Raw genomic sequence first — 18,296 nt, forward strand, 5'->3', positions numbered from 1 at the left:
CACGCTCGCGGTGTCCATCGTCAGGACTGCGGGCCCGGCGCGCTCGCGCGTCGCGTGGTGGACCGCTGGGTGACCGCTTCCGCGACCTCGGTGAGCGCCGTCCGGATCATCGTCCCGTAGCCGTCGTCGGAGAGGGTCTCCAGTCGTGCCCGGGCGGCGGCGAGGTGCTCCGCCGCCGCGTCCCACGACCCGAGCCGCCGGTAATTGTCGGCCAGGTTCAGGTGCAGCGAGGGGTAGAACCCCGCGACCCGCAGGCTCGTGTGATGGCGTTGAACCCGGTCGTCGGTGAGGGCGTCGGCCGCGTCCAGGGCGCGGATATCCCAGGCCAGGGGCGAGGGCTGGGTCGTCGTAGAGGTCGGCCAGGTAGTGGGCGAGGGTGCAGCGGTGCAGCGGATCGCCGCCCGTGCCGATTCCGTGCCAGATCTTCAGGAGGCGGCCGCGGGCGGTCGCTGTATCACCGGTTCGGCCGAGCGCGACCGCTTCGGTGATCGCGTTCATGGTGGCGTCGGGGGACAGCGGTTCGGTGGAGGTCAACTGGGGGATCCGTTCTCTGCGTCGATAGCGGCCGGGCCGGCCGGCATGGCCAGGGTGGTGAGGTCGCCGTGGTCCGCGGACCGGACGACCATCGGGTCGGTGGGACCGCCGAGATCCAGTCGCACATCGGGTCCGATGGCGGTGGCGACGGCTGGGTACAAGTTGGTGAAACCGAAGACGAGATCGCCGGGTGGGCCGGTGACCAGCGCGGGCAGCCCCGTCCCGGGTCGCTCCGCGGCACTCGAGACCGCGAGCGAGCCGGCCGCGATCGTGAGCCGCAGGTATCGCGCCCGCTGCTTTTCCAGTGCGCCCATCAGCTCTTGCTTCGACACCGTCACATGGGTCCGGGCCGTGGGTAACGCCGCCAGCAGCGAACGGTGATCGGGGAAGGGGCCGGGCAGTGTCCGGCAGCCGCGCGCGAACCCCTCGGCGGTACGGAACCGGATGCTGTGCTCACCGGCTTCGATATCGAGCAGGTGGGCGCCTCGGATCTCCGGCAGCGCCGCGCTCAGGTCGGTGCCGTCCACGGTGGCGGCCCAGTCGCCCGACCCGGCCTGCTCGGGAACGAGGGTGCGGGTGGACAGCCGGTAACGGTCGGTGGCGGTGAGGGTCAGTGATTCGGGTGTCGCCTCCAGGCGCACACCGGCCAGGACCGGGATCTCGGGGTCGGTCCCGGTGGCGGCCAGTATCTGCTCGACCGCGGCCGCCAGTACCGGCCCCCGCACAGTCGCCATCCACCATCCGGAGGGTTCGCCCAGTGTGGCTTTCACGACTTCGGCGGTCCGCCGCGCCTGCTGGGTGCGATCGACCACTCGCGTCATATGGTCGTCGATCAACCGGGCGGCATCGTGTGCGTCGGACGCCAGTACCCGGGCGATACCGTCCAGCGGCATACCGATATTGCGCAGCCGTCGAATGGTCACCGCCCGGGTCACCTGGGCGGGGGCGTAGTAGCGGTAGCCGGTGACCTCGTCGACTCCGGCCGGGGACAGCAGACCGGAGTCGTCGTAGAAACGCAGCGCGCTCGCCGTGATGCCGCATGAGCGGGCGAACGCGCCGATGGTGATCAGGTCGGATTCGGGCACCCGCCCATCATCGGGCTTCGAGCAACCTGAAGGTCAAGCTGTATGGGGTGCCGATTCGCAGAGGCGCCGCGGCAGGGCTCGACACCGCCGCGGCCACCCGGATCAGCGAACCATGCGCCGGTCCCGATCCTGTGCAACGACGCGGTTCACTGGCCCCGATAGGTTCCGAAACTCCAGAAGTTGCCCTCCGGGTCCGCGACCGTGAATCCGCGCGACCCGTAGTCCTCATCCTTCAATCCCGCGATGGTCTCGGCACCGGCCGCGGTGGCCCGTTCGTACAAGGCGTCCGGATCGGCGCAGACGATATAGACGGACTCGGTTCCCGGCGTCCGGCGTTCCGGCAGTCCGCCGCCCTTGGCCGCGGTGCCGAACATGATTCCGCCGCCTTCCGGCCAGCGGAGCTCGGCGTGTTCGATCACCGACGGATCGCCCTCGCGGGCATACATCGCCGTCGGTTCGAAGCCGAACGCCCGGACCAGGAAGTCCGCGGTGCCGCGGGCATCCCGGAAGGCCAGGCACGGCCAGACGGTCGGCGCGGGGGCTGTTGTCTTGGTGGTTTTCGCTGTTGAGGTCATGGTTTCAGCCTGGCTCTCCGACCATCTCCGGGTCTTGGACAGATGGAATCTCCTCGGCCAGCCACTGCGTCGGACTGCAACCGGCCAGTCGCGCGAATTCGCGGTTCAGATGCGGCTGGTCGTAGTAGCCGCAGGTGGCCGCGACCTGGGCTATCGATACGAACGACGGGGTGTGCAGCAGCATCTGTTTGGCCCGTTCGAACCGCGCCACCCGCCCCGCCACCTTCGGGCTGGCGCCGAATTCGCCGGTGAACCGTTTGGTGAGGTACTGGCGGCTCCAGCCGATACGGTCGGCGAGCGCTTCGACTCCGATCGTGCCGTGTGATCCCGCGACCGCCCGCCACGCCCAGCTGAGTTCGGGCCCCACCGCCCGCTCCGGCACCAGCAGCCGAGTCAGTACTCGATCGCACGCCGCGAATCGCTGCGTCCACCCGGACTGTTCCTGCAATTCCTCCCACAGCTGCCGCCCCGGCGATCCGATGAGGTCGGCGAACTCGATCGAGGTACTCCACAACTCTGCCGCGGGCAGCCCGAACAACGCGCGGCTGCCCAGCGGGGTGAGCTCGATGGCCACCCCTTCCTGGGTGCCGTCGTGCGCGATCATCGCCGGAGTGTCCTGGAGCCCGCTCAGCACACAGCGGTAGTCGTCCGGGGGCTGGTGGGTGTCGGTCTGGCCGATCACATCGATGGAAGCACCGATCGCGGCGATGAAAGTCATGTGCCGGGACGGCAGCCCCCGATGCAGGCCCGCCTCGTATCCGGTCATGCGGTATCCGACATACCGGTCTATGAAGGCGGACAGTGCGGGGGCGGGGTGGGCCGTCACCACCTGTGAGGTCGGCTCCATGGCTGTCACGCTACGCCGGTCCGGTGACATCGGACTCGTCCCCGGGTTCGCCGCCCGTGCCGCCCAGCACGAGCGCCCGCCGAATTGCTCCAGATCACCCCGCAGACCGGAGACCGCCTGAAGTTCGCTGCCTTCGCTGCGAGCCTCCGAGCGTGCGCTCGCGGAGCCACCGAGCGTTGCGCTCGCGGAGCCTCCGAGCGTGCGCTCGCGCACACGGCACGGCCGACCGCCGACCCACCCGGCCGCCCGCGTAGACTGCTGTCCTCGTGAGTCTCACCCTCGGAATCGTCGGCCTGCCCAACGTCGGAAAATCGACGCTGTTCAACGCGCTGACCCGCAACGACGTGCTCGCCGCGAACTATCCGTTCGCGACCATCGAGCCCAACGTCGGGGTGGTCCCGCTGCCCGACCCGCGCCTGGGCCAGCTCGCCGAGATCTTCGGCTCCGCCCGCATCGTCCCCGCCACGGTCTCCTTCGTGGATATCGCCGGGATCGTGAAGGGCGCCTCCGAGGGCGCCGGTCTGGGCAACAAATTCCTCGCCAACATCCGCGAAGCCGACGCCATCTGCCAGGTCGTCCGCGTTTTCGCCGACGACGATGTGGTGCACGTGGATGGCCAGGTGAACCCGGCCTCCGATATCGAGGTCATCGAAACCGAACTGATCCTCGCGGACCTGCAGACCCTCGAAAAGTCGGTCGTCCGCTTGGAGAAGGAAGCCAAGATCAAGAAGGACCGCAAGCCGTACGCGGATGCCGCCAAACAGGCACAGGAGATCCTCAACGGCGGCCGAACTCTCTTCTCGGCGGCGAAGGAGATCGACGGGGAACTGCTCAAAGAGCTGTCTCTGCTCACCACCAAGCCGTTCCTGTATGTGTTCAACGCCGACGAGTCGGTGCTCAGCGACGAGGCGAAGGTCGCGGAGCTGAAAGCCTCTGTCGCGCCCGCCGATGCGGTTTTCCTGGACGCCAAGGTCGAATCCGAACTCCTCGAGCTCGACGAAGAATCCGCCGCCGAACTCCTGGAATCCATCGGCCAGACCGAACCGGGCCTGCACGCCCTCGCCCGCGCCGGCTTCCACACCCTCGGCCTGCAGACCTATCTCACCGCGGGCCCGAAAGAGGCCCGGGCGTGGACTATTCACCAGGGTGACACCGCGCCGAAAGCGGCCGGGGTTATCCACACGGACTTCGAACGCGGCTTCATCAAGGCCGAAGTAGTCGCCTTCGACGATCTGGTCGAGGCGGGGTCCATGGCCGCGGCGAAGGCGGCGGGCAAGGTCCGGATGGAGGGCAAGGACTACGTCATGACCGACGGCGACGTGGTCGAGTTCCGCTTCAACGTGTAGACGGTCAGCGTCTGGGAGGAAGTAGTGCGGCGCATCTATCGTTGCTGGTAGAAGCTCTACTCAGCCTCATGTGGTGTCGGGGTGGGGATCAGTTTCTCGTGCGCCGCACGCTGGGCGATCCGGTCGTCGCGGTCTGCGGCATTGTGGTGCGTTCCGCCGGCTCCGGATGCCTCCCAACCGGCGGTCACAAGGCGAGCATGGCGGCATCGACCCGGTCGGCCGCGGTGTGTCGCAGAGCGGTACCCATGTCGTCGAGGACCAGCAGTCGCGCCTCAGGGATTTCGGCGGCGAGGGCCTCGCCGTTGCCGAGCGGAAAGAACGGGTCGGCGCGGCCGTGCACCACGAGCGTGGGCACGTCGAGCTCAGCGAGCCGGCCACGCCAGCGTGGGGCGCAGTCGATCCGGGAGAACACCATCCCGAGCTGATTCGCCTGGTGCACCACGGGATGGCTCGACCGCGTCCGGTCCCAGATTCGGGCCGCCGTCGATCGTGCCTCCTCCGGATTATTGCCCATCGCCTCGGACCCGGAGGCGGCGAACGCCGCGACAGCGTCCCGGTCGGTCCAGTCCGGCCGTGGGCGGGAGAACAACGGGGCCATGACCGCGAGGTCGTGGTCGGGCAGGTCCTCGTCGACCGGGCCCGGGGCCACCGGCCGAGTGCCGACGAGGGTCAGTGCGGAGAACACGTCCGGGTGGTCCAGTGCGGCCACCTGAGCGACCATCCCGCCGACGCCGACTCCACCGAGATGGGCGGTCCCGGCACCGAGCGCCTCGACGAGCGCGGCCGCGTCGGCGGCGAGATCCCGCAGGACATCGTTGTGCCGCCGACGAGCAGGACCAGCGGATCGTCCGCGCGGCCGAAACTCTCGATGCCCAGATCCACACCGTTCGTCCGTACCGAGGTCACGTCAGATCGAAGTGGTCTTGTCATGCCTGGACTCCTGTCTGTCGGTCTACCCAGAGGTACCGACGGGAGATCCACCCGAAAGTCATCTGTGTAGCCAGGATCATGTCCACGCTCCCGCAATCGCCCCGCCCGAACGTTCAGGCGTCGGCGTTCGAGGTTGCTGGTTCGGGCGCGTCGCTGCCACTGGACCAGGTCCCCGCTCCCTCTGTGGCGGCCTCGAACGCGTGCTGCAGTCGTTCGGACGCAAGGGGGCGTTCGGGGGCGGGTCGCGGAATGCCGAGGTGAATCTCGCGGAGCTCGTCGATGAGGTCGTCGACGAGCTCCGGGGACTCGGCCAGAATGCGAGCGCGCACGGTCAAGGCGTGTGACGTGGGTCGATGACGCATGCCCCAGGCCCCGAGGGCGACCATCACCGGAACCGTCTGAATCCCTGCCTCGGTGAGCGAATACGCCGCTCGCTGCCCCCGCGTCGCATCGTCACGAGAAAGCAGGCCCTCCTCGACCAGATTTCGGAGGCGGTTGGCGAGGATGTTCGACGCGATGCCTTCGTCGCTGCGCGTCAGGAGCTCGCGGAAGTGTCGGCGACCGCCGAAAACGATGTCGCGAAGCACGATGAGGCTCCAGGCGTCGCCCAGCACCTCGACCGCCGCATTGATTGCGCACCCCGATCGGGGCTGTTCTCTCGCCATCCGACCTCCAAAGTGATTGCAGATGGAAATCACTCTACGTTAGGATGCGAGTGATTTCATTTTGCAACCACCTGTATCGGAGTCGTTATGTCCCGTACGCGAGTCCACAACCTCTTCGTCTCCTCGGACGGGTATGCCGCCGGCGATCACGTGACGCTCGAAGCGCCGATCGGCGGAGCGGGGGCACTCTTCGGCAAGTTCGACGGCCGCTTCATCCACGGCATTCACGGAATCGACGAACCGGTCACCGTGGATCGCGCCATGTTCAGTATGTGGGGCCAGGGCATCGGGGCGGAGATCATGGGTCGTCGCAAGTTCGGCCCGCAGGCGGGCGAATGGCCGGACGACGGCTGGACGGGATGGTGGGGAGACGCGCCGCCCTTCCGCACCCCGGTCTTCGTGCTGACCCATTACCCGCATGAAGTACTCGAGTTCGACAACGGCACCAGTTTCCACTTCGTGGATGCCTCGCCGCAGGAGGCGCTTCGCTTGGCGCAAGACGCGGCCGGCGGGTTGGACGTCCGGATCGGCGGCGGGCCGTCCACCGTGAGCGAGTTCCTCCAAGCCGATCTCATCGACTTTCTGCACGTGTCGATCATTCCGATCGTGCTCGGTGCCGGTGTTCGGATCTGGGATCACCTCGCCGGACTGGAAGAGCGATTCAGTGTCGAGTCCATCAGCACCCCCAGCGGTCTGACGCATCAGCTGTGGAACAGGAACCGCGGCGAGTGAGAGTGCGGTGGCTCGACACCTACGAGATCGCCGGGCAGATCGGCCCGAAAACGACCTACGCTTGAATGACCTCGATCCCCACCATCGCGTTCAATGAGTCGCAACTGGCCCAGGACTGGTTCTGGCCGTACTGCGCCGGGCCGTACTTCCAGTAGGTGAACGGGACCGGCCACGCAACGCAAGTGAGCTTCACCTGATGCCAGGTCGGCAGCTCGCAATTGGCCATCCCGCCGGTGTTGAAGACGTTGTAAACGTGACAGTTGGCCTGCCACACCGGTACGTCGGCCTGGGCCACGCCACCACCGGCGAGCACAGTGGCCGCAGTTGCGGCCACAACGGCGGTATCGGCAGCGAGTCGTTTCGCAGAAAGCATTCCGAACCTCCTGAATCGATGTTGTCTGGATCACATCGCACACGCGCCACGCTTGTTACTCGAACCGTTCGTGACAGGCACGCCTGCTGCCCCGCGCAGCCCTGAATGGGGCCCCGCGTCGCTTCCCGTGCCATCAACTGGATCGGCTGCATCCCTGGACCGGTCGACCTTCGCATTCCGTGCTCGGGTTCGCTCGAGCAGATCGAACGAGTCCGGTTGTATCCCTGATCGGTCAGACTTCCCACGGGTTGATGATGGCGATGCGGAGGTTGGTGAAGTCCTTGACGTTCCGCGTCGCCACCGGACAGTCGTTCACCATGCAGATCGCCGCAATCTGTGCGTCCGCATAGCCGATCGGGCGTCCGATACGACGGCGTTCGGCGACAATTCGACCGTAGGCGCGAGCTGCCCGGAAATCGTAGACCTCGACTTCGTCGCCGAATTCCTCGAACAGGTCCGTTGCCAGCGCGGCCAGGCCTGCCTTGCGAGTCCCTTCCGGCAGATTCTCGATGCCTGCCCATACTTCGCCGATGGTCACCGTCGTGACGGCCACATCGACGGACTTCTCCAGCCAGGCGAGTACGCGGGCATCCGGTTCCGGTTTGAACAGCTCCGACACCACATTCGTATCGGCGATGATCACAGTGGCGCTGCTCCTGCTTCAGGCTGCTCCGGGATGTCGAGCTCGGCGGCGTAGGGGCGGCTGCGCTCGAAGAGTTCGTGGAGTAACCGCGTCGGGCGCACCGCCGCAGCGAGAATGTCCCGGGCTTCGGCTTCCATGCTCTGTCCGTGCGCGGCGGCCCGGCGGCGCAGGCGCTCTTTGACGGCGCTGTCCAGTTCCCGAATCGTTATGCTTGCCATGCAATCAATGATATCATCGGAGTTGATCGTGCCTTCGGGTGTCGGCGTACCCGGCTCAGCGATGCGCTGTTAGCGAAGGTGTACGACGCGGGATCCCGGGCGGCCGCGGATCGAGGGTTCGGGAGGTCGATCAGGGGGCCGACGATAGCGCAGCGCTGGGCCGCCTGGCCGCCGACTTACCGGCGAGTCGCCCTGCTCCGTGTATGCGCACGGGATGAAGCCTGAACAACGCGATTTCCGCGCAACCCGCGATGCGCGACGTTCGGCAGTGCGGGCGCGGGACTCGGGTTCAGCGGCTGTGCCGTGATCGTCGAACCGATCCGGCGCTCATCCACGACCGACCGGGCGCCGGTGCGCGTCCGCCCGGCCCGGCACCGTCCACACGGCGTGCACCCCAGCCGGTCCGGCGCCGCGATCTGTCGCGATGATCAGCGCCGTGCAACCGATTCCCGACAGCACCAGGCTCGTTCCGAACAGTGCCGGGTAGCCGAGCAGTTCGCCGACTGTCCCCGCGGCGAAACCGGCGATCCCCTGCACCGTCACGACGGCGCAGGCCAGCAGGGTGTAGTCGCTGCCCGCGTGGTCGGGGTCGGCGGCGTCCATCATGAGGGTGAACACCGCCACTGTCGCGGCGCCGCCGAGGATGTGTTCGGCGAGGCTCGCGGTGACGATCAACTCGAATCCGCCGATGCCCAGCGCGGCGAGCAGATAGAGGGCCAGGCTCAGGGTCTGGGTGATACCGCCGATGAGCAGGGCGCGGCGCCGGCCGTGCCGGTAGCACAGCCAGCCGCCCAGGGCCGCGCCCGCGAGCGCGCCCGCAGAGGACAGGACGCCTTTGACCAGGGCTATCTCACCGAGGGTGAGTCCGGTATCGGACATGAACGGGCCGACCATCGCCGAGCCCATAGAGTCGCCGAATTTGAAACCGCCGATGAGCAGTATGAACGCGATCATCCCCGGTCGCCGCAGCCGGTTCCACCACCCCATCGTCAACCGGCTCGGACTCACCGGCGTCTTCTCCGATGCGCTGCGAATCGTGGTGCGCGGTGACCACCACACCGGGATCGCGGTGATCAGCAGCAGGATCGACATCGCGAGGAACAGGCTCCGCCATCCCGCGAGTGCGAACAGCCACAGCAACGCGCCGCCGCCGACGATCATGCCGATCCGGTAGGCGCCGACCTGGATACCGTTGCCCAGGCCGCGCTGTCGAGGTCCGAGGAGTTGCACGGCGAGGCCGTCGGTGGCGATGTCCTGGGTCGCGGAGACTGCGTTGATCACGGCGATGCCCACCAGCAGCCAGCGCAGCGAGGACGACAGGTCGAGGCAGGCGAGCCCGAGTGTTATCGCCGAGGCGGTGAGCTGCAGCGATAACAACCACTGCCGGCGGGTGCCGTAGTGGTCTACGTAGGGTGCCCACAGGAATTTCAGTGCCCACGGGGCGAACAGGATTCCGGTGGCGCTGATCTCGATCAGGGAGAAACCGGATTCGCGGAGTACGACGGGCAGTGCCTGGGTGAAGAACCCGTACGGCAGGCCCTGCGCGAAATAGAGCGCGGTCAGCAGAACCAGAGTCCCGGCGGAGATCGTGCCGGGGCGAGCCGTGGTTCTCATGCGGCCATCCTGGCAGATTCCCGGAGGCCCCACCGCCGACGGTTCAGGTGCGGGGCCGGGTCGGGAATCGGGAGCGCCATCCGGCTTCCACCGACCGCCGGCAGCGCGCGGTGTCGTCGCCGGCGGCGGTGAAAAGGGCTGCCAGCACCGGAAGTGTCAGCTCGATCGTCTCCGCCGGTAGTGGTCCGTTCGAGACGAGTGAGGCGGCGCCGTGGCCGATGAGCCAGGTCTGTGTGGCCAGGGTCAGCGGGTCGATATCGGGGCGGAAGCGGGAGGCGTCCTTGGCGCGTTCCACGGCCACGACCAGATGGTGCAGGGTGGCGTCGGCGGCGGCTGGGTCGGCGAGCTCGAAATCGGCCTCGAACATGACCCGGTAGAGGTGTGGGGCGGCGAGTGCGTTGTCCAGGTAGACCGCGCCCAGCGCGGCGAGATCGTGGACCGCGTCTTCGGTCGGGTGGACGCTGTCGAGCTGGGCGGCCAATCGGGTGAAGCCCTCTTGCCGGACTGCCGACCACAGTCCGGGCAACCCGTCGAAATATGTGTAGACCGCGATGGTGGAGACGCCCGTACCGGCCACCAACGATCGGATGGTGACGGTTTCGCGGGCGACGAGCATGGCGGCCGCTCGTTCGATCAGCATCGACCGGACCGCTGGATCTTTCGTGCGAACCATGGCACAACAATATATATCAGTGTTATGTTAAGTGCATCCGCGGACCGAGAGGGGATGTCATGGCCGTAACTCTGATGAATCCGGAGGGGCTACCGAAGCCGGACGTCTACCGGCAGTTGTCGGTGGCGCAGGGATCGAAACTGGTTTTCGTCGCCGGTCAGGTGGCGCGTGATGCCGACGGGAATCCGGTGGGGCCCGGCGATTTCGCCGCGCAGGTCGAACAGGCCCTGCTGAATGTCGATACCGCGGTCCGGGCGGCCGGGGGCACCTTCGGCGATATCGCGAAGTTGACGATCTACGTAGTCGACTGGAGTGCCGACAAATATCCGCTGCTCGGTGCGGGAGTATCCCGGGCAGCCGCGAAACGCGGGATCGATCCGCTGAAACCGATCACCCTGCTGGGGGTGGCGGGTCTCGGTGAGCCGGATCTGATGGTGGAGATCGAGGCGACTGCGGTCATCGAATAGGCCGACGCCGCGCGGTGGACGCCGGGGTCGGGCGGATCACTATCCTGTGGGGCGGCTATGTCGGCCCGGCCGAAAAAGCGGTCGAGCAGTCGGGAGTGGCGTGGACCAGGCTCGAGCCTCGCGGGCCGACGCCGAGTACGTGGTGGGCTGGTACGCCGACCCGCCGCCGGAAGCGCGGATTCCCGACGGCACCCTGGACCGGGTCCTCGGCCGGCCCGTCCGGCGGTTCGCCGACTGGGTGCGCGAAAACCGGGATCGGTTCTGAGCGGAAACGGCTGAGCGGCCGAACTCCAGCGGCGATCTGGATCAGGCCTTGTGCTCCGCGATCTGGATGAGATTTCCGCAGGTGTCGTCGAGAACGGCGGTGGTGACGGGGCCGTGGTCCACCGGGGGCTGAGTGAAGCGCACACCCAGCTCCCGCAGCCGGTCGTATTCGGCGTGCACATCGTCGACGGCGAAGGAGGTGAACGGGATACCGTCTTCCATCAGCGCGTTCTTGAACGGTTTCGCAGCCGGATGGGCGTCCGGTTCCAGTAGCAGTTCGACCCCGGCCGGCGCCTGTGGCGAAACCACGGTCAGCCAGCGGTACTCACCGGCCGGTACGTCGGTCTTCTTCACGAAGCCGAGTATGTCGGTATAGAAGGTCAGTGCCTCGGCTTGGTCGTCGACCCAGACGCTGGTGATGTTGATCCGCATCCTCTACTCCTTCAGCCGGCGGTCGGTGAGATTCCGCAGCGGTTCTCGGTTCAGGTAGTGGAACTTGTAGTTCGAACAGCCGCGGCGGAGCACCGTGGTCATCGGGTCGTATCGCGGTGGGTCCCGGAACCGCTCGCGCGAGTTCCGGAGGCGGTCACTATGTCCTCTACCAGCACTTCGTCGGCCGCCCGTTCGCCCGACCGGACCGCACCGTCGACCCATCCGCACATGATCGCGGAACTCTCGGTGCCGGCCCAGTGGATCCGGCCGCACGGCTCCCGCAAGGTGGGGCCGAACTGCGTGAGGACACCGGTCGGTGCGTGACTGAGCATGCCGCCGCCGGAATAGCGCTCGCTGCTCCAGTTGTGTTCGACGTAGTCGACCGGGGTGCGGGCCCGGTCCCCGAAGCGTTCGGCGAGGGCGTCGAGGATCGTCTGCCGCCGGTCGGCGTGGTCGAGTTGTCCGATCCGCCGTGCGATCGGTCCCTCCACGATGACGCAGAGAACGCCGGGCCGCCCGGTGTCGGTGCAGGCGTCGATGGTGATGGTGGCCGGTGAGCCCGGTGCCGCCGACTGGCCCGATAGGCCGTCGTGCCGCCAGAACGGCTCGTCGTATACGACCGCGATCTTGATGATGGCGCCGCTGGGCATCCGCTGGTGCAGGAACGACCGGTCGACCGGCAGCATCGGTTCGTAGCGGATCTGGCTCGCGACCGCCAAGGGAACGGCCACGATCACGCGGCGGGCGCGCACGGTTGTCTTGCCGGAGAACACCGTGACCCCGTCGGTATCCTGCTGGATGCGTTTCACGGGCCGGGCAAGATGGACGGCGTCGCCGAGTTCGGCCGCCATCGGGCGATAGATGGCTCCCATTCCGCCCACCGGCCGGGAATCCTGAGCACCGTCCTCGATACCCAGGACGAAGCCGGGCCCGCCGCCGGACGCCATCTGGTACAGGGCGAACAGCAGCGATACTTCCGACGCGGCGGAGGTGTAAGCGCCGGCGATGGCCGTCTCGAGGAGTTCGTGGGCGGCTTTCGACACGACATGGGTATTCAGCCAATGCGCCAGGGTGATGCGATCCCATCGGTCGGCCTGTTCGGCCGTCCACGGCGCGTCGAGCGGGATGGTCTTGCAGAGATGTCCCAGGTCGAGCAGGGCGGCGCCGAGATTCATCGACACCCATGGGCTCATCGACCACGGAATGGTGCCGGTGTAGCGATACTGCTTGCCCTCGACGAGCATCATCGCCTCACCGTCGGTGTACTGCTTGTAGCTCGGCACCCCGTAGTCCCGCATCAGACCGCGGATCCGATCTTGACCGGGCCCGATCCAGGCCCCGCCGCGATCGATCCAGGACCCGTCCGGCCGGGTTTCGGTGAACGTCCGCCCACCGAGCCGGTCGCGCGCTTCCAGCAGCGCCACGCTCCGCCCCGCCTGTTTCAGTCGCAGGGCCGCGGTCAGTCCGGCAAATCCCCCACCTACCACGCAATAGTCGACGTCTGTCATCAGCGCCGCCTCGGGTCGAAGTGTCGTGCGCGGTCGCCGCGGGGCGGGCGCACGTGTCGGCGCACCGTGAAACGAGGTGCGCACCCAGTAGGAACGGATAGCGCTTCGAGCTGTACGGCAAGTCTAGAGGCACGGGCGTCGTAGGAGTTGTTCGCGCTTCCGGCCCTCCGGCGATGCCGGCCGAGATCGCTACGACCGTCGATATCGTCTCCGAGGGCCGACCGGCTCCGGGATCGGCTCGCCCTAGAAGATCTGCAACGGAACTACTATGGGCCCATGACCGCAATGGCCCCTGTCCGCGCCGAACCGGACCTGTCGTTTCTGCTCGATCGCACCAGCCATGTCCTGCGTACCCGGATGGCGGCGGCGTTGGCGGAGATCGGGCTGACGGCCCGTATGCACTGTGTGCTCGTCCATGCCCTGGAGGAGGAGCGTACCCAGGCGCAACTCGCGGTCATCGGCGATATGGACAAGACCACGATGGTGGTCACCGTGGACGCGCTGGAGAAGGCCGGGCTGGCCGAACGGCGTCCTTCCGCGGCTGATCGCCGGGCTCGGATCATCGCCGTCACCGATGCGGGGCGCAAGGTCGCCGAGCGTAGTCAGCGGATCGTGGATGGTGTGCACGGCGCGGCGCTCGGATCGCTGCCGCCCGCCGAGCGGGAGGCGCTGCTGCGGGTGCTGCGAAATCTGACCGAGGGCTATCTCGCCGAGGCGGTGGAGGCGCCGTCCGCCGCGCGCCGCGCCAGGCGGTAGATCTCCAACAGATTGTCTGCAACAAAACTATCTACTACAGTCTCTCCTGTCGGGTTCCGGACAGGAGAACACCATGAGCTATCCCGCACGTCTCGCCCTCGCCGTATTGTCGGCCGCCACCCTGATGACCGTCCTCGACGGCAGCATCGTCACGGTTGCCCTCCCGGAAATCCAGCGGGACCTGGGATTCACCGCCGCCGGACTGAGCTGGACGGTCAATGCCTATCTGATCGCCTTCGGTGGGCTACTACTGTTGGGCGGCCGCCTGGGCGACCTCGTCGGCCGTAAAACGATCTTCCTGATCGGGAACGCGATATTCACCGTGGCATCGCTGCTCGCCGGTGCGGCCACCACTCCCGCGATGCTGATCGCGGCCCGCTTTCTCCAAGGAGTCGGGAGCGCCTCGGCATCCGCCGTCGCGCTGGGCATCCTGGTGACACTGTTCACCGAGAACCGGCAGCGCAAGGCAGCGATCGGTGTCTTCAGCTTCACCGGCGCCGCCGGTGCCGCGATCGGACAGGTCCTCGGCGGAGTACTGACCGACGCCTTCGGCTGGCACTGGATCTTCCTGATCAATGTGCCGATAGGCCTGGCCACGGTGGCTCTGGCGATCGCGGTGCTGCCGGCGGATCGGGCGAACGGTCCGGCCCGCCGGGCCGATCTGCCCGGTGCCGCGCTGGTCACCGGCGCACTGATGCTCGGTATCTACACGGTGGTCGAGATCGAAGACCACGGCTGGACTTCGGGCCACACCCTCGGGCTCGGAGCCGTATCTCTCGCGCTGCTGGCCTTTTTCGTCCTGCGGCAATCCCGGATCGATGACCCGCTGCTCCCGCTGCGGATCTTCCGCTCCCGCAATGTCACCGGGGCCAACCTGGTGCAGATGCTGACGGTTTCGGCGATGTTCGCCTTCCAGGTCCTGCTCGCGCTCTATCTGCAGCGTGTGCTCGGCTACGGAGCACTGGAGACCGGCCTGGCCATGCTGCCCGCCGCCGTCACGATCGGCGGGGTATCGCTGTTCGTCTCGGCCCGGCTCATCATCCGGTTCGGTGAACGCGCAGTGCTGATCGCGGGTCTGCTGCTCTTGGCAGCAGCCATGGTCCGGCTCGCATGGTTGCCGGTGCACGCCTCCTACCTTCCGGACCTGCTGCCGGTGATGGTGCTGATCGCCGGATTCGGGCTGGTCCTTCCGGCGCTCACCGCGCTGGGTATGTCCGGTGCCGAAGCCGGTGACGCGGGACTGGTCTCCGGGCTGTTCAACACCACCCAGCAGATCGGGATGGCGCTCGGTGTCGCGGTGCTGACCACTGTCGCCGCCGCCCGCACCGGTGCGCTGCTGGACTCCGCAACACCCACTTCCGAGGCACTGACCGGCGGGTACCGGGTGGCTTTCGCCGTCGCCGCCGCGCTACTGGTGGCCGCTCTCGGTGTCGCGGTCACCGTGCTGCGGCCCGTATCCACCACCGCTCTCCCGACTCGCGCGGATCGCCCGGCCGCTCCGGTCGCCTGATATCACCGGAAACGAAACGAAGGAATTGTCATGACGATCGAACTGACCGACGAAGCGCGCCGTCTGCTGGACGGGAAGAACTTCGCCACGGTGGCGACCATCGAACCGGACGGCCGGCCCCAGACCTCGGTGGTCTGGATGGACCGGGAAGGCGACGCGATCCTGTTCTCCTCGACGACCGGTCGCCGCAAGGTCCGGAATCTGACCCGAGACCCCCGGATCGGGCTCACCGTCTTCGATTCCGCGAACCCCTATCGCTCCGTGGATATCCAGGGCACCGCCGAATTGATCGAGGACCCGGACAAGACGCTGCCGGTGCGACTCTCGCAGAAATACCTGGGCCAGAACCCGCCTCCCGAACCCGAGAATCTCCGCCGGTTCATCGTCCGCGTGACACCCGAACGGATCACCGGGTTCTCCGTACCGGATCCCGCCGCGCACACCGCGGGCTGAAGCCGGGCCGCTTCGACAGCGCGGGCACGGTGAGCTCCACCGCGCCCGCGCTGTCGTTCATCGTGGTCGATTCCGGGAGTGGATCAGGCGGATGCCTCGGCTCGGCCCTTCAACCGCACGAGACCCTTCTCGAAGTCGGGCCCGATGAACCGGTCCATGGGGAACAGGAAGCCGAACAGTGTGAAGAACAGGTTCTTGCGGCCGGTCATCCGCCAGGTCACCTCGGTGGTGTCGCCGGTCGGTACCAGCAGGAATGTCACCTCGTTCCGGTTCTTGAACGGTTTGCGGAAGTCCAGGTCGATCCCGACCCGCCCGGGCTCGGACGCGGTGATCGTCATCGCCCCGGCACCCGCCTTGCGGTTGCCCGTCCAGTCGTAGCGGGCACCCACTCCCGAACCGGGACCGGAGTAGGCCCGGTGCAGGTCGGGATCGGCGTCCTCCCACGGCGACCAGTCACGCCAATGATGGAAGTCGTCGACGAGTGCACGTATCCGGGGTTCGGGAGCGGCGATAGTGGTCGCGCGTTCGACGACGAACGTACTCGAATCGGACATACCCTCTTCTCCTGCGGGGAGGTAGGCGCGACGTCACGAGATGCGCCACGGTCACCGGCATTATGCATCGATACGAGGCCCGGGTACGGCTGCCACGGTTCACCCGTTTCGGGCGAATCCCGCCGGATGGGTCCCGGCCTACCCTTTCGGAGCCGAACGACCCCGTTCATCAGGGAGGAACTGCCGGTATGTGCTATGAACCCGAACCTGCGACAGCGGCGACGGCCCGGACCAACCACGATGCGGCCGCCCTCTACGATCTGGCGAACCGGCAGGATTTCGGCGATGTGCGCCGGGGACTGATCGCCGAACTCCCGGGCAATGTCGTGGACGACGGGGGATCGATCGTATTCGACGCGCACGCGCTCGACTGGATCGGCGAGGACGATCCGGCACCCGAATCGGTGAATCCGAGTCTGTGGCGGCAGAGTCAGCTGATCGCCCTCGGCGGGCTCTACCAGGTCACCGACAGCGTCTACCAGGTGCGCGGCAACGATATCGCCAACCTCACCGTGGTGGAGGGCGACGGCGGGTTGATCGTCATCGACTGTATGGCGGGCGTGGAGTCGGCTCGGCAAGGGATGAGCCTGATCCGGGAACATGTCAGCGATAAACCGGTGGCCGCGGTGATCTACACACATACCCATATCGACCACTACGGCGGTGTGAAAGGTGTCGTCGATCCCGCGGACGTCGCTTCGGGAAAGGTGCCGATCATCGCGCCGGGACATCAATTCGACAAATACGCCATCGGTGAGAACGTCATCGCCGGTAATGCCATGGCCCGGCGTAGCTTCTATGCCTTCGGCGGCCTACTCGACCTCGACGCGCGCGGCCACCTCACCTGCGGGATCGGCATCATCAGCACCGCGGGTCCGCTGATCTCTTATATCTCGCCCACCGATCTGATCACCGAGACGGGTACGAAACGCGAGATCGCGGGGGTGGAATTCGAATTCCTGTACGCGCCCGATACCGAGGCGCCGGAGGAGATGCATATCTGGATCCCGCAGTTCAAGGCGCTCACCTGTGCGGAGAACGCCAACCACTCACTGCACAACATTCAGACCCTGCGCGGCGCGCGCACCCGCGACGCCCGGAATTTCGCCCGCTATCTCGACGAGACCCTGGAACGCTGGGGCGGCGAAGCCGAGGTGCACTACGGCCCGCACACCTGGCCGGTCTGGGGTAACGACCGGCTCACCGCCTTTCTCGAATCCCAGCGCGACACCTACAAATACATCCACGACCAGGCCTTACGGCTGGCCAACAAGGGTTACACACCGCTCGAGGCCGCCGAGGTGATCGAACTACCGGAGGAATTACGCCGCGACTGGGCCAACCGCGGTTACCACGGCACCCTGCACCACGATGTGCGCGCGGTGTTCACCAAGGAACTGGGTATGTGGGACGGCGACCCGGTCTCGTTGCATCCGCACCCACCGGTCGAATCGGCGCGCCGTTTCGTCGAATTCGCCGGGGCCGACGCGATCCTGGCCGAGGGCAAGCGCGCCGTCGCGGCGGCCGACTACCGCTGGGCCGCACAGATCCTGCACGCGCTGGTCTTCGCCGACCCCGAGAACACCGAGGCCCGCGAACTCCAGGCCGACTCTTACGAACAGATGGGGTACCAGGCCGAGGGCCCGCAATGGCGTGGAGTGTTCCTCAGCGCCGCGAAGGAACTGCGGCTCGGGGTGCAGCCGGCACCGTACGTCACCGCCAGCGAGGATTCCGTCCTCGCCATGCCGATCGATATCCTCTTCGACTTCGTCGCGGTGCACATCGTCGGGGATCGGGCCGACGGGGTCGATATCACCATCGCTCTCGACTTCACCGATCTCGGAGAACAGTGGACCATGTGGGTACGCCGCGGCGTGCTCAACGCCCGGCGCGGAAGCACGCCGGAACCCCGTCTCACGGTGACCGGTTCGAAGAAGGCACTCACCGGGATGCTACTGAAACCGGCGATGGCCGAAGAATTGGCGGCCTCGGGTGTGGTCCGGCTCGCGGGCGATCACGCGGCGCTGACCGATCTGGCCGCGATACTCGACGATTTCGATCCCGCCTTCCCGATCGTCACCCCATGAGCAGTGTCATCTCATGAGCAGCGTCATCCC

General features: G+C 67.0%; 20 protein-coding genes and 2 pseudogenes. 8 read left to right on the forward strand and 14 right to left on the reverse strand.

All coding sequences use genetic code 11. The features are described from left to right. Positions 1 to 20: 20 nt before the first annotated feature. The 4 genes and pseudogenes from OG405_RS01240 to OG405_RS01255 all read right to left on the reverse strand — a co-directional run bounded on the left by OG405_RS01240 (position 21) and on the right by OG405_RS01255 (position 3,041). A pseudogene (locus tag OG405_RS01240) lies at positions 21 to 498 on the reverse strand (hypothetical protein). Between the two features lie 32 nt (positions 499 to 530). Then, positions 531 to 1,619: a DNA polymerase III subunit beta family protein gene (locus tag OG405_RS01245; protein ID WP_327149802.1), complete on the reverse strand. Its 1,089-nt coding sequence runs from the start codon at positions 1,617 to 1,619 to the stop codon at positions 531 to 533. 146 nt (positions 1,620 to 1,765) lie between these two features. Beyond that, a complete protein-coding gene (locus OG405_RS01250; protein ID WP_327149803.1) occupies positions 1,766 to 2,194 on the reverse strand; it encodes a VOC family protein in 429 nt (142 codons plus the stop codon). 4 nt (positions 2,195 to 2,198) lie between these two features. Then, entirely contained in the window at positions 2,199 to 3,041 is an 843-nt protein-coding gene (locus OG405_RS01255) for an AraC family transcriptional regulator (RefSeq protein WP_327149804.1), read from the reverse strand. Between the two features lie 266 nt (positions 3,042 to 3,307). Here OG405_RS01255 and ychF point away from each other — a divergent pair, with 266 nt between their 5' ends. After that, positions 3,308 to 4,387 carry a redox-regulated ATPase YchF gene (ychF, locus tag OG405_RS01260; protein WP_327149805.1) on the forward strand — a complete coding sequence of 360 codons (1,080 nt, stop codon included), beginning with the start codon at positions 3,308 to 3,310 and terminating at the stop codon, positions 4,385 to 4,387. Positions 4,388 to 4,571: 184 nt separating this feature from the next. Here ychF and OG405_RS01265 read toward each other — a convergent pair. Continuing rightward, a pseudogene (locus OG405_RS01265) lies at positions 4,572 to 5,317 on the reverse strand (alpha/beta hydrolase). Positions 5,318 to 5,430: 113 nt separating this feature from the next. After that, a complete protein-coding gene (locus tag OG405_RS01270) occupies positions 5,431 to 5,982 on the reverse strand; it encodes a winged helix-turn-helix transcriptional regulator (RefSeq protein ID WP_327149806.1) in 552 nt (183 codons plus the stop codon). 87 nt (positions 5,983 to 6,069) lie between these two features. Here OG405_RS01270 and OG405_RS01275 point away from each other — a divergent pair, with 87 nt between their 5' ends. Then, positions 6,070 to 6,714, forward strand: a complete 645-nt coding sequence (locus OG405_RS01275) for a dihydrofolate reductase family protein (RefSeq protein WP_327149807.1) — start codon at positions 6,070 to 6,072, stop codon at positions 6,712 to 6,714. A gap of 55 nt (positions 6,715 to 6,769) precedes the next feature. Here OG405_RS01275 and OG405_RS01280 read toward each other — a convergent pair whose 3' ends face one another. From OG405_RS01280 to OG405_RS01300, 5 genes are all read right to left on the reverse strand, one after another. Next, the gene (locus OG405_RS01280) at positions 6,770 to 7,087 is read right to left on the reverse strand and encodes a hypothetical protein (protein ID WP_327149808.1); all 318 of its coding nucleotides are present in this window, start codon (positions 7,085 to 7,087) and stop codon (positions 6,770 to 6,772) included. A 232-nt stretch (positions 7,088 to 7,319) separates the two neighbouring features. After that, positions 7,320 to 7,730, reverse strand: coding sequence for a type II toxin-antitoxin system VapC family toxin (locus tag OG405_RS01285; protein ID WP_327149809.1), 411 nt, complete (start codon positions 7,728 to 7,730; stop codon positions 7,320 to 7,322). Next, positions 7,727 to 7,948: a FitA-like ribbon-helix-helix domain-containing protein gene (locus OG405_RS01290; protein WP_327149810.1), complete on the reverse strand. Its 222-nt coding sequence runs from the start codon at positions 7,946 to 7,948 to the stop codon at positions 7,727 to 7,729. Before OG405_RS01290 ends, OG405_RS01285 begins: the two co-directional genes overlap by 4 nt. Positions 7,949 to 8,275: 327 nt before the next feature. Further along, a complete protein-coding gene (locus OG405_RS01295) occupies positions 8,276 to 9,562 on the reverse strand; it encodes an MFS transporter (RefSeq protein ID WP_327149811.1) in 1,287 nt (428 codons plus the stop codon). A 43-nt stretch (positions 9,563 to 9,605) separates the two neighbouring features. Beyond that, positions 9,606 to 10,235, reverse strand: coding sequence for a TetR/AcrR family transcriptional regulator (locus OG405_RS01300; protein ID WP_327149812.1), 630 nt, complete (start codon positions 10,233 to 10,235; stop codon positions 9,606 to 9,608). Between the two features lie 59 nt (positions 10,236 to 10,294). On the opposite strand from OG405_RS01300, the gene OG405_RS01305 reads away from it, so the two are divergent. Continuing rightward, entirely contained in the window at positions 10,295 to 10,702 is a 408-nt protein-coding gene (locus OG405_RS01305) for a RidA family protein (RefSeq protein WP_327149813.1), read from the forward strand. Positions 10,703 to 10,802: 100 nt separating this feature from the next. Beyond that, entirely contained in the window at positions 10,803 to 10,967 is a 165-nt protein-coding gene (locus OG405_RS01310) for a hypothetical protein (RefSeq protein WP_327149814.1), read from the forward strand. 41 nt (positions 10,968 to 11,008) lie between these two features. Here the strand turns inward: OG405_RS01310 and OG405_RS01315 are convergent, their stop codons facing one another. Beyond that, positions 11,009 to 11,398, reverse strand: a complete 390-nt coding sequence (locus OG405_RS01315) for a VOC family protein (RefSeq protein WP_327149815.1) — start codon at positions 11,396 to 11,398, stop codon at positions 11,009 to 11,011. Between the two features lie 98 nt (positions 11,399 to 11,496). Continuing rightward, positions 11,497 to 12,906, reverse strand: a complete 1,410-nt coding sequence (locus OG405_RS01320; protein ID WP_327149816.1) for a flavin monoamine oxidase family protein — start codon at positions 12,904 to 12,906, stop codon at positions 11,497 to 11,499. A gap of 276 nt (positions 12,907 to 13,182) precedes the next feature. Here OG405_RS01320 and OG405_RS01325 point away from each other — a divergent pair, with 276 nt between their 5' ends. From OG405_RS01325 to OG405_RS01335, 3 genes are all read left to right on the forward strand, one after another. Further along, complete coding sequence (locus OG405_RS01325) at positions 13,183 to 13,662, forward strand: MarR family winged helix-turn-helix transcriptional regulator (RefSeq protein ID WP_327149817.1); 480 nt, start codon at positions 13,183 to 13,185, stop codon at positions 13,660 to 13,662. 73 nt (positions 13,663 to 13,735) lie between these two features. After that, positions 13,736 to 15,172 (forward strand): DHA2 family efflux MFS transporter permease subunit, encoded by a 1,437-nt coding sequence (locus OG405_RS01330; protein WP_327149818.1) that lies wholly within the window; start codon positions 13,736 to 13,738, stop codon positions 15,170 to 15,172. Between the two features lie 30 nt (positions 15,173 to 15,202). After that, positions 15,203 to 15,625 (forward strand): PPOX class F420-dependent oxidoreductase, encoded by a 423-nt coding sequence (locus OG405_RS01335; RefSeq protein WP_327149819.1) that lies wholly within the window; start codon positions 15,203 to 15,205, stop codon positions 15,623 to 15,625. Between the two features lie 83 nt (positions 15,626 to 15,708). Here OG405_RS01335 and OG405_RS01340 read toward each other — a convergent pair whose 3' ends face one another. Then, positions 15,709 to 16,179, reverse strand: coding sequence for an SRPBCC family protein (locus OG405_RS01340; RefSeq protein WP_327149820.1), 471 nt, complete (start codon positions 16,177 to 16,179; stop codon positions 15,709 to 15,711). Between the two features lie 188 nt (positions 16,180 to 16,367). On the opposite strand from OG405_RS01340, the gene OG405_RS01345 reads away from it, so the two are divergent. Beyond that, positions 16,368 to 18,266 (forward strand): alkyl/aryl-sulfatase, encoded by a 1,899-nt coding sequence (locus OG405_RS01345; RefSeq protein WP_327149821.1) that lies wholly within the window; start codon positions 16,368 to 16,370, stop codon positions 18,264 to 18,266. Positions 18,267 to 18,296: the final 30 nt, after the last annotated feature.

The sequence above is a fragment of the Nocardia sp. NBC_01329 genome (assembly GCF_035956715.1).
In the GTDB taxonomy this organism is placed as follows: Bacteria; Actinomycetota; Actinomycetes; order Mycobacteriales; family Mycobacteriaceae; genus Nocardia.

Bases quoted from the DNA above. Each gene is read 5' to 3' on its own strand.
- OG405_RS01250 (WP_327149803.1), bottom strand. From the start codon at position 2,194: ATGACCTCAACAGCGAAAACCACCAAGACAACAGCCCCCGCGCCGACC.
- OG405_RS01255 (WP_327149804.1), bottom strand. From the start codon at position 3,041: ATGGAGCCGACCTCACAGGTGGTGACGGCCCACCCCGCCCCCGCACTG.
- OG405_RS01270 (WP_327149806.1), bottom strand. From the start codon at position 5,982: ATGGCGAGAGAACAGCCCCGATCGGGGTGCGCAATCAATGCGGCGGTC.
- OG405_RS01275 (WP_327149807.1), top strand. From the start codon at position 6,070: ATGTCCCGTACGCGAGTCCACAACCTCTTCGTCTCCTCGGACGGGTAT.
- OG405_RS01280 (WP_327149808.1), bottom strand. From the start codon at position 7,087: ATGCTTTCTGCGAAACGACTCGCTGCCGATACCGCCGTTGTGGCCGCA.
- OG405_RS01290 (WP_327149810.1), bottom strand. From the start codon at position 7,948: ATGGCAAGCATAACGATTCGGGAACTGGACAGCGCCGTCAAAGAGCGC.
- OG405_RS01295 (WP_327149811.1), bottom strand. From the start codon at position 9,562: ATGAGAACCACGGCTCGCCCCGGCACGATCTCCGCCGGGACTCTGGTT.
- OG405_RS01300 (WP_327149812.1), bottom strand. From the start codon at position 10,235: ATGGTTCGCACGAAAGATCCAGCGGTCCGGTCGATGCTGATCGAACGA.
- OG405_RS01305 (WP_327149813.1), top strand. From the start codon at position 10,295: ATGGCCGTAACTCTGATGAATCCGGAGGGGCTACCGAAGCCGGACGTC.
- OG405_RS01315 (WP_327149815.1), bottom strand. From the start codon at position 11,398: ATGCGGATCAACATCACCAGCGTCTGGGTCGACGACCAAGCCGAGGCA.
- OG405_RS01320 (WP_327149816.1), bottom strand. From the start codon at position 12,906: ATGACAGACGTCGACTATTGCGTGGTAGGTGGGGGATTTGCCGGACTG.
- OG405_RS01325 (WP_327149817.1), top strand. From the start codon at position 13,183: ATGACCGCAATGGCCCCTGTCCGCGCCGAACCGGACCTGTCGTTTCTG.
- OG405_RS01330 (WP_327149818.1), top strand. From the start codon at position 13,736: ATGAGCTATCCCGCACGTCTCGCCCTCGCCGTATTGTCGGCCGCCACC.
- OG405_RS01335 (WP_327149819.1), top strand. From the start codon at position 15,203: ATGACGATCGAACTGACCGACGAAGCGCGCCGTCTGCTGGACGGGAAG.
- OG405_RS01340 (WP_327149820.1), bottom strand. From the start codon at position 16,179: ATGTCCGATTCGAGTACGTTCGTCGTCGAACGCGCGACCACTATCGCC.
- OG405_RS01345 (WP_327149821.1), top strand. From the start codon at position 16,368: ATGTGCTATGAACCCGAACCTGCGACAGCGGCGACGGCCCGGACCAAC.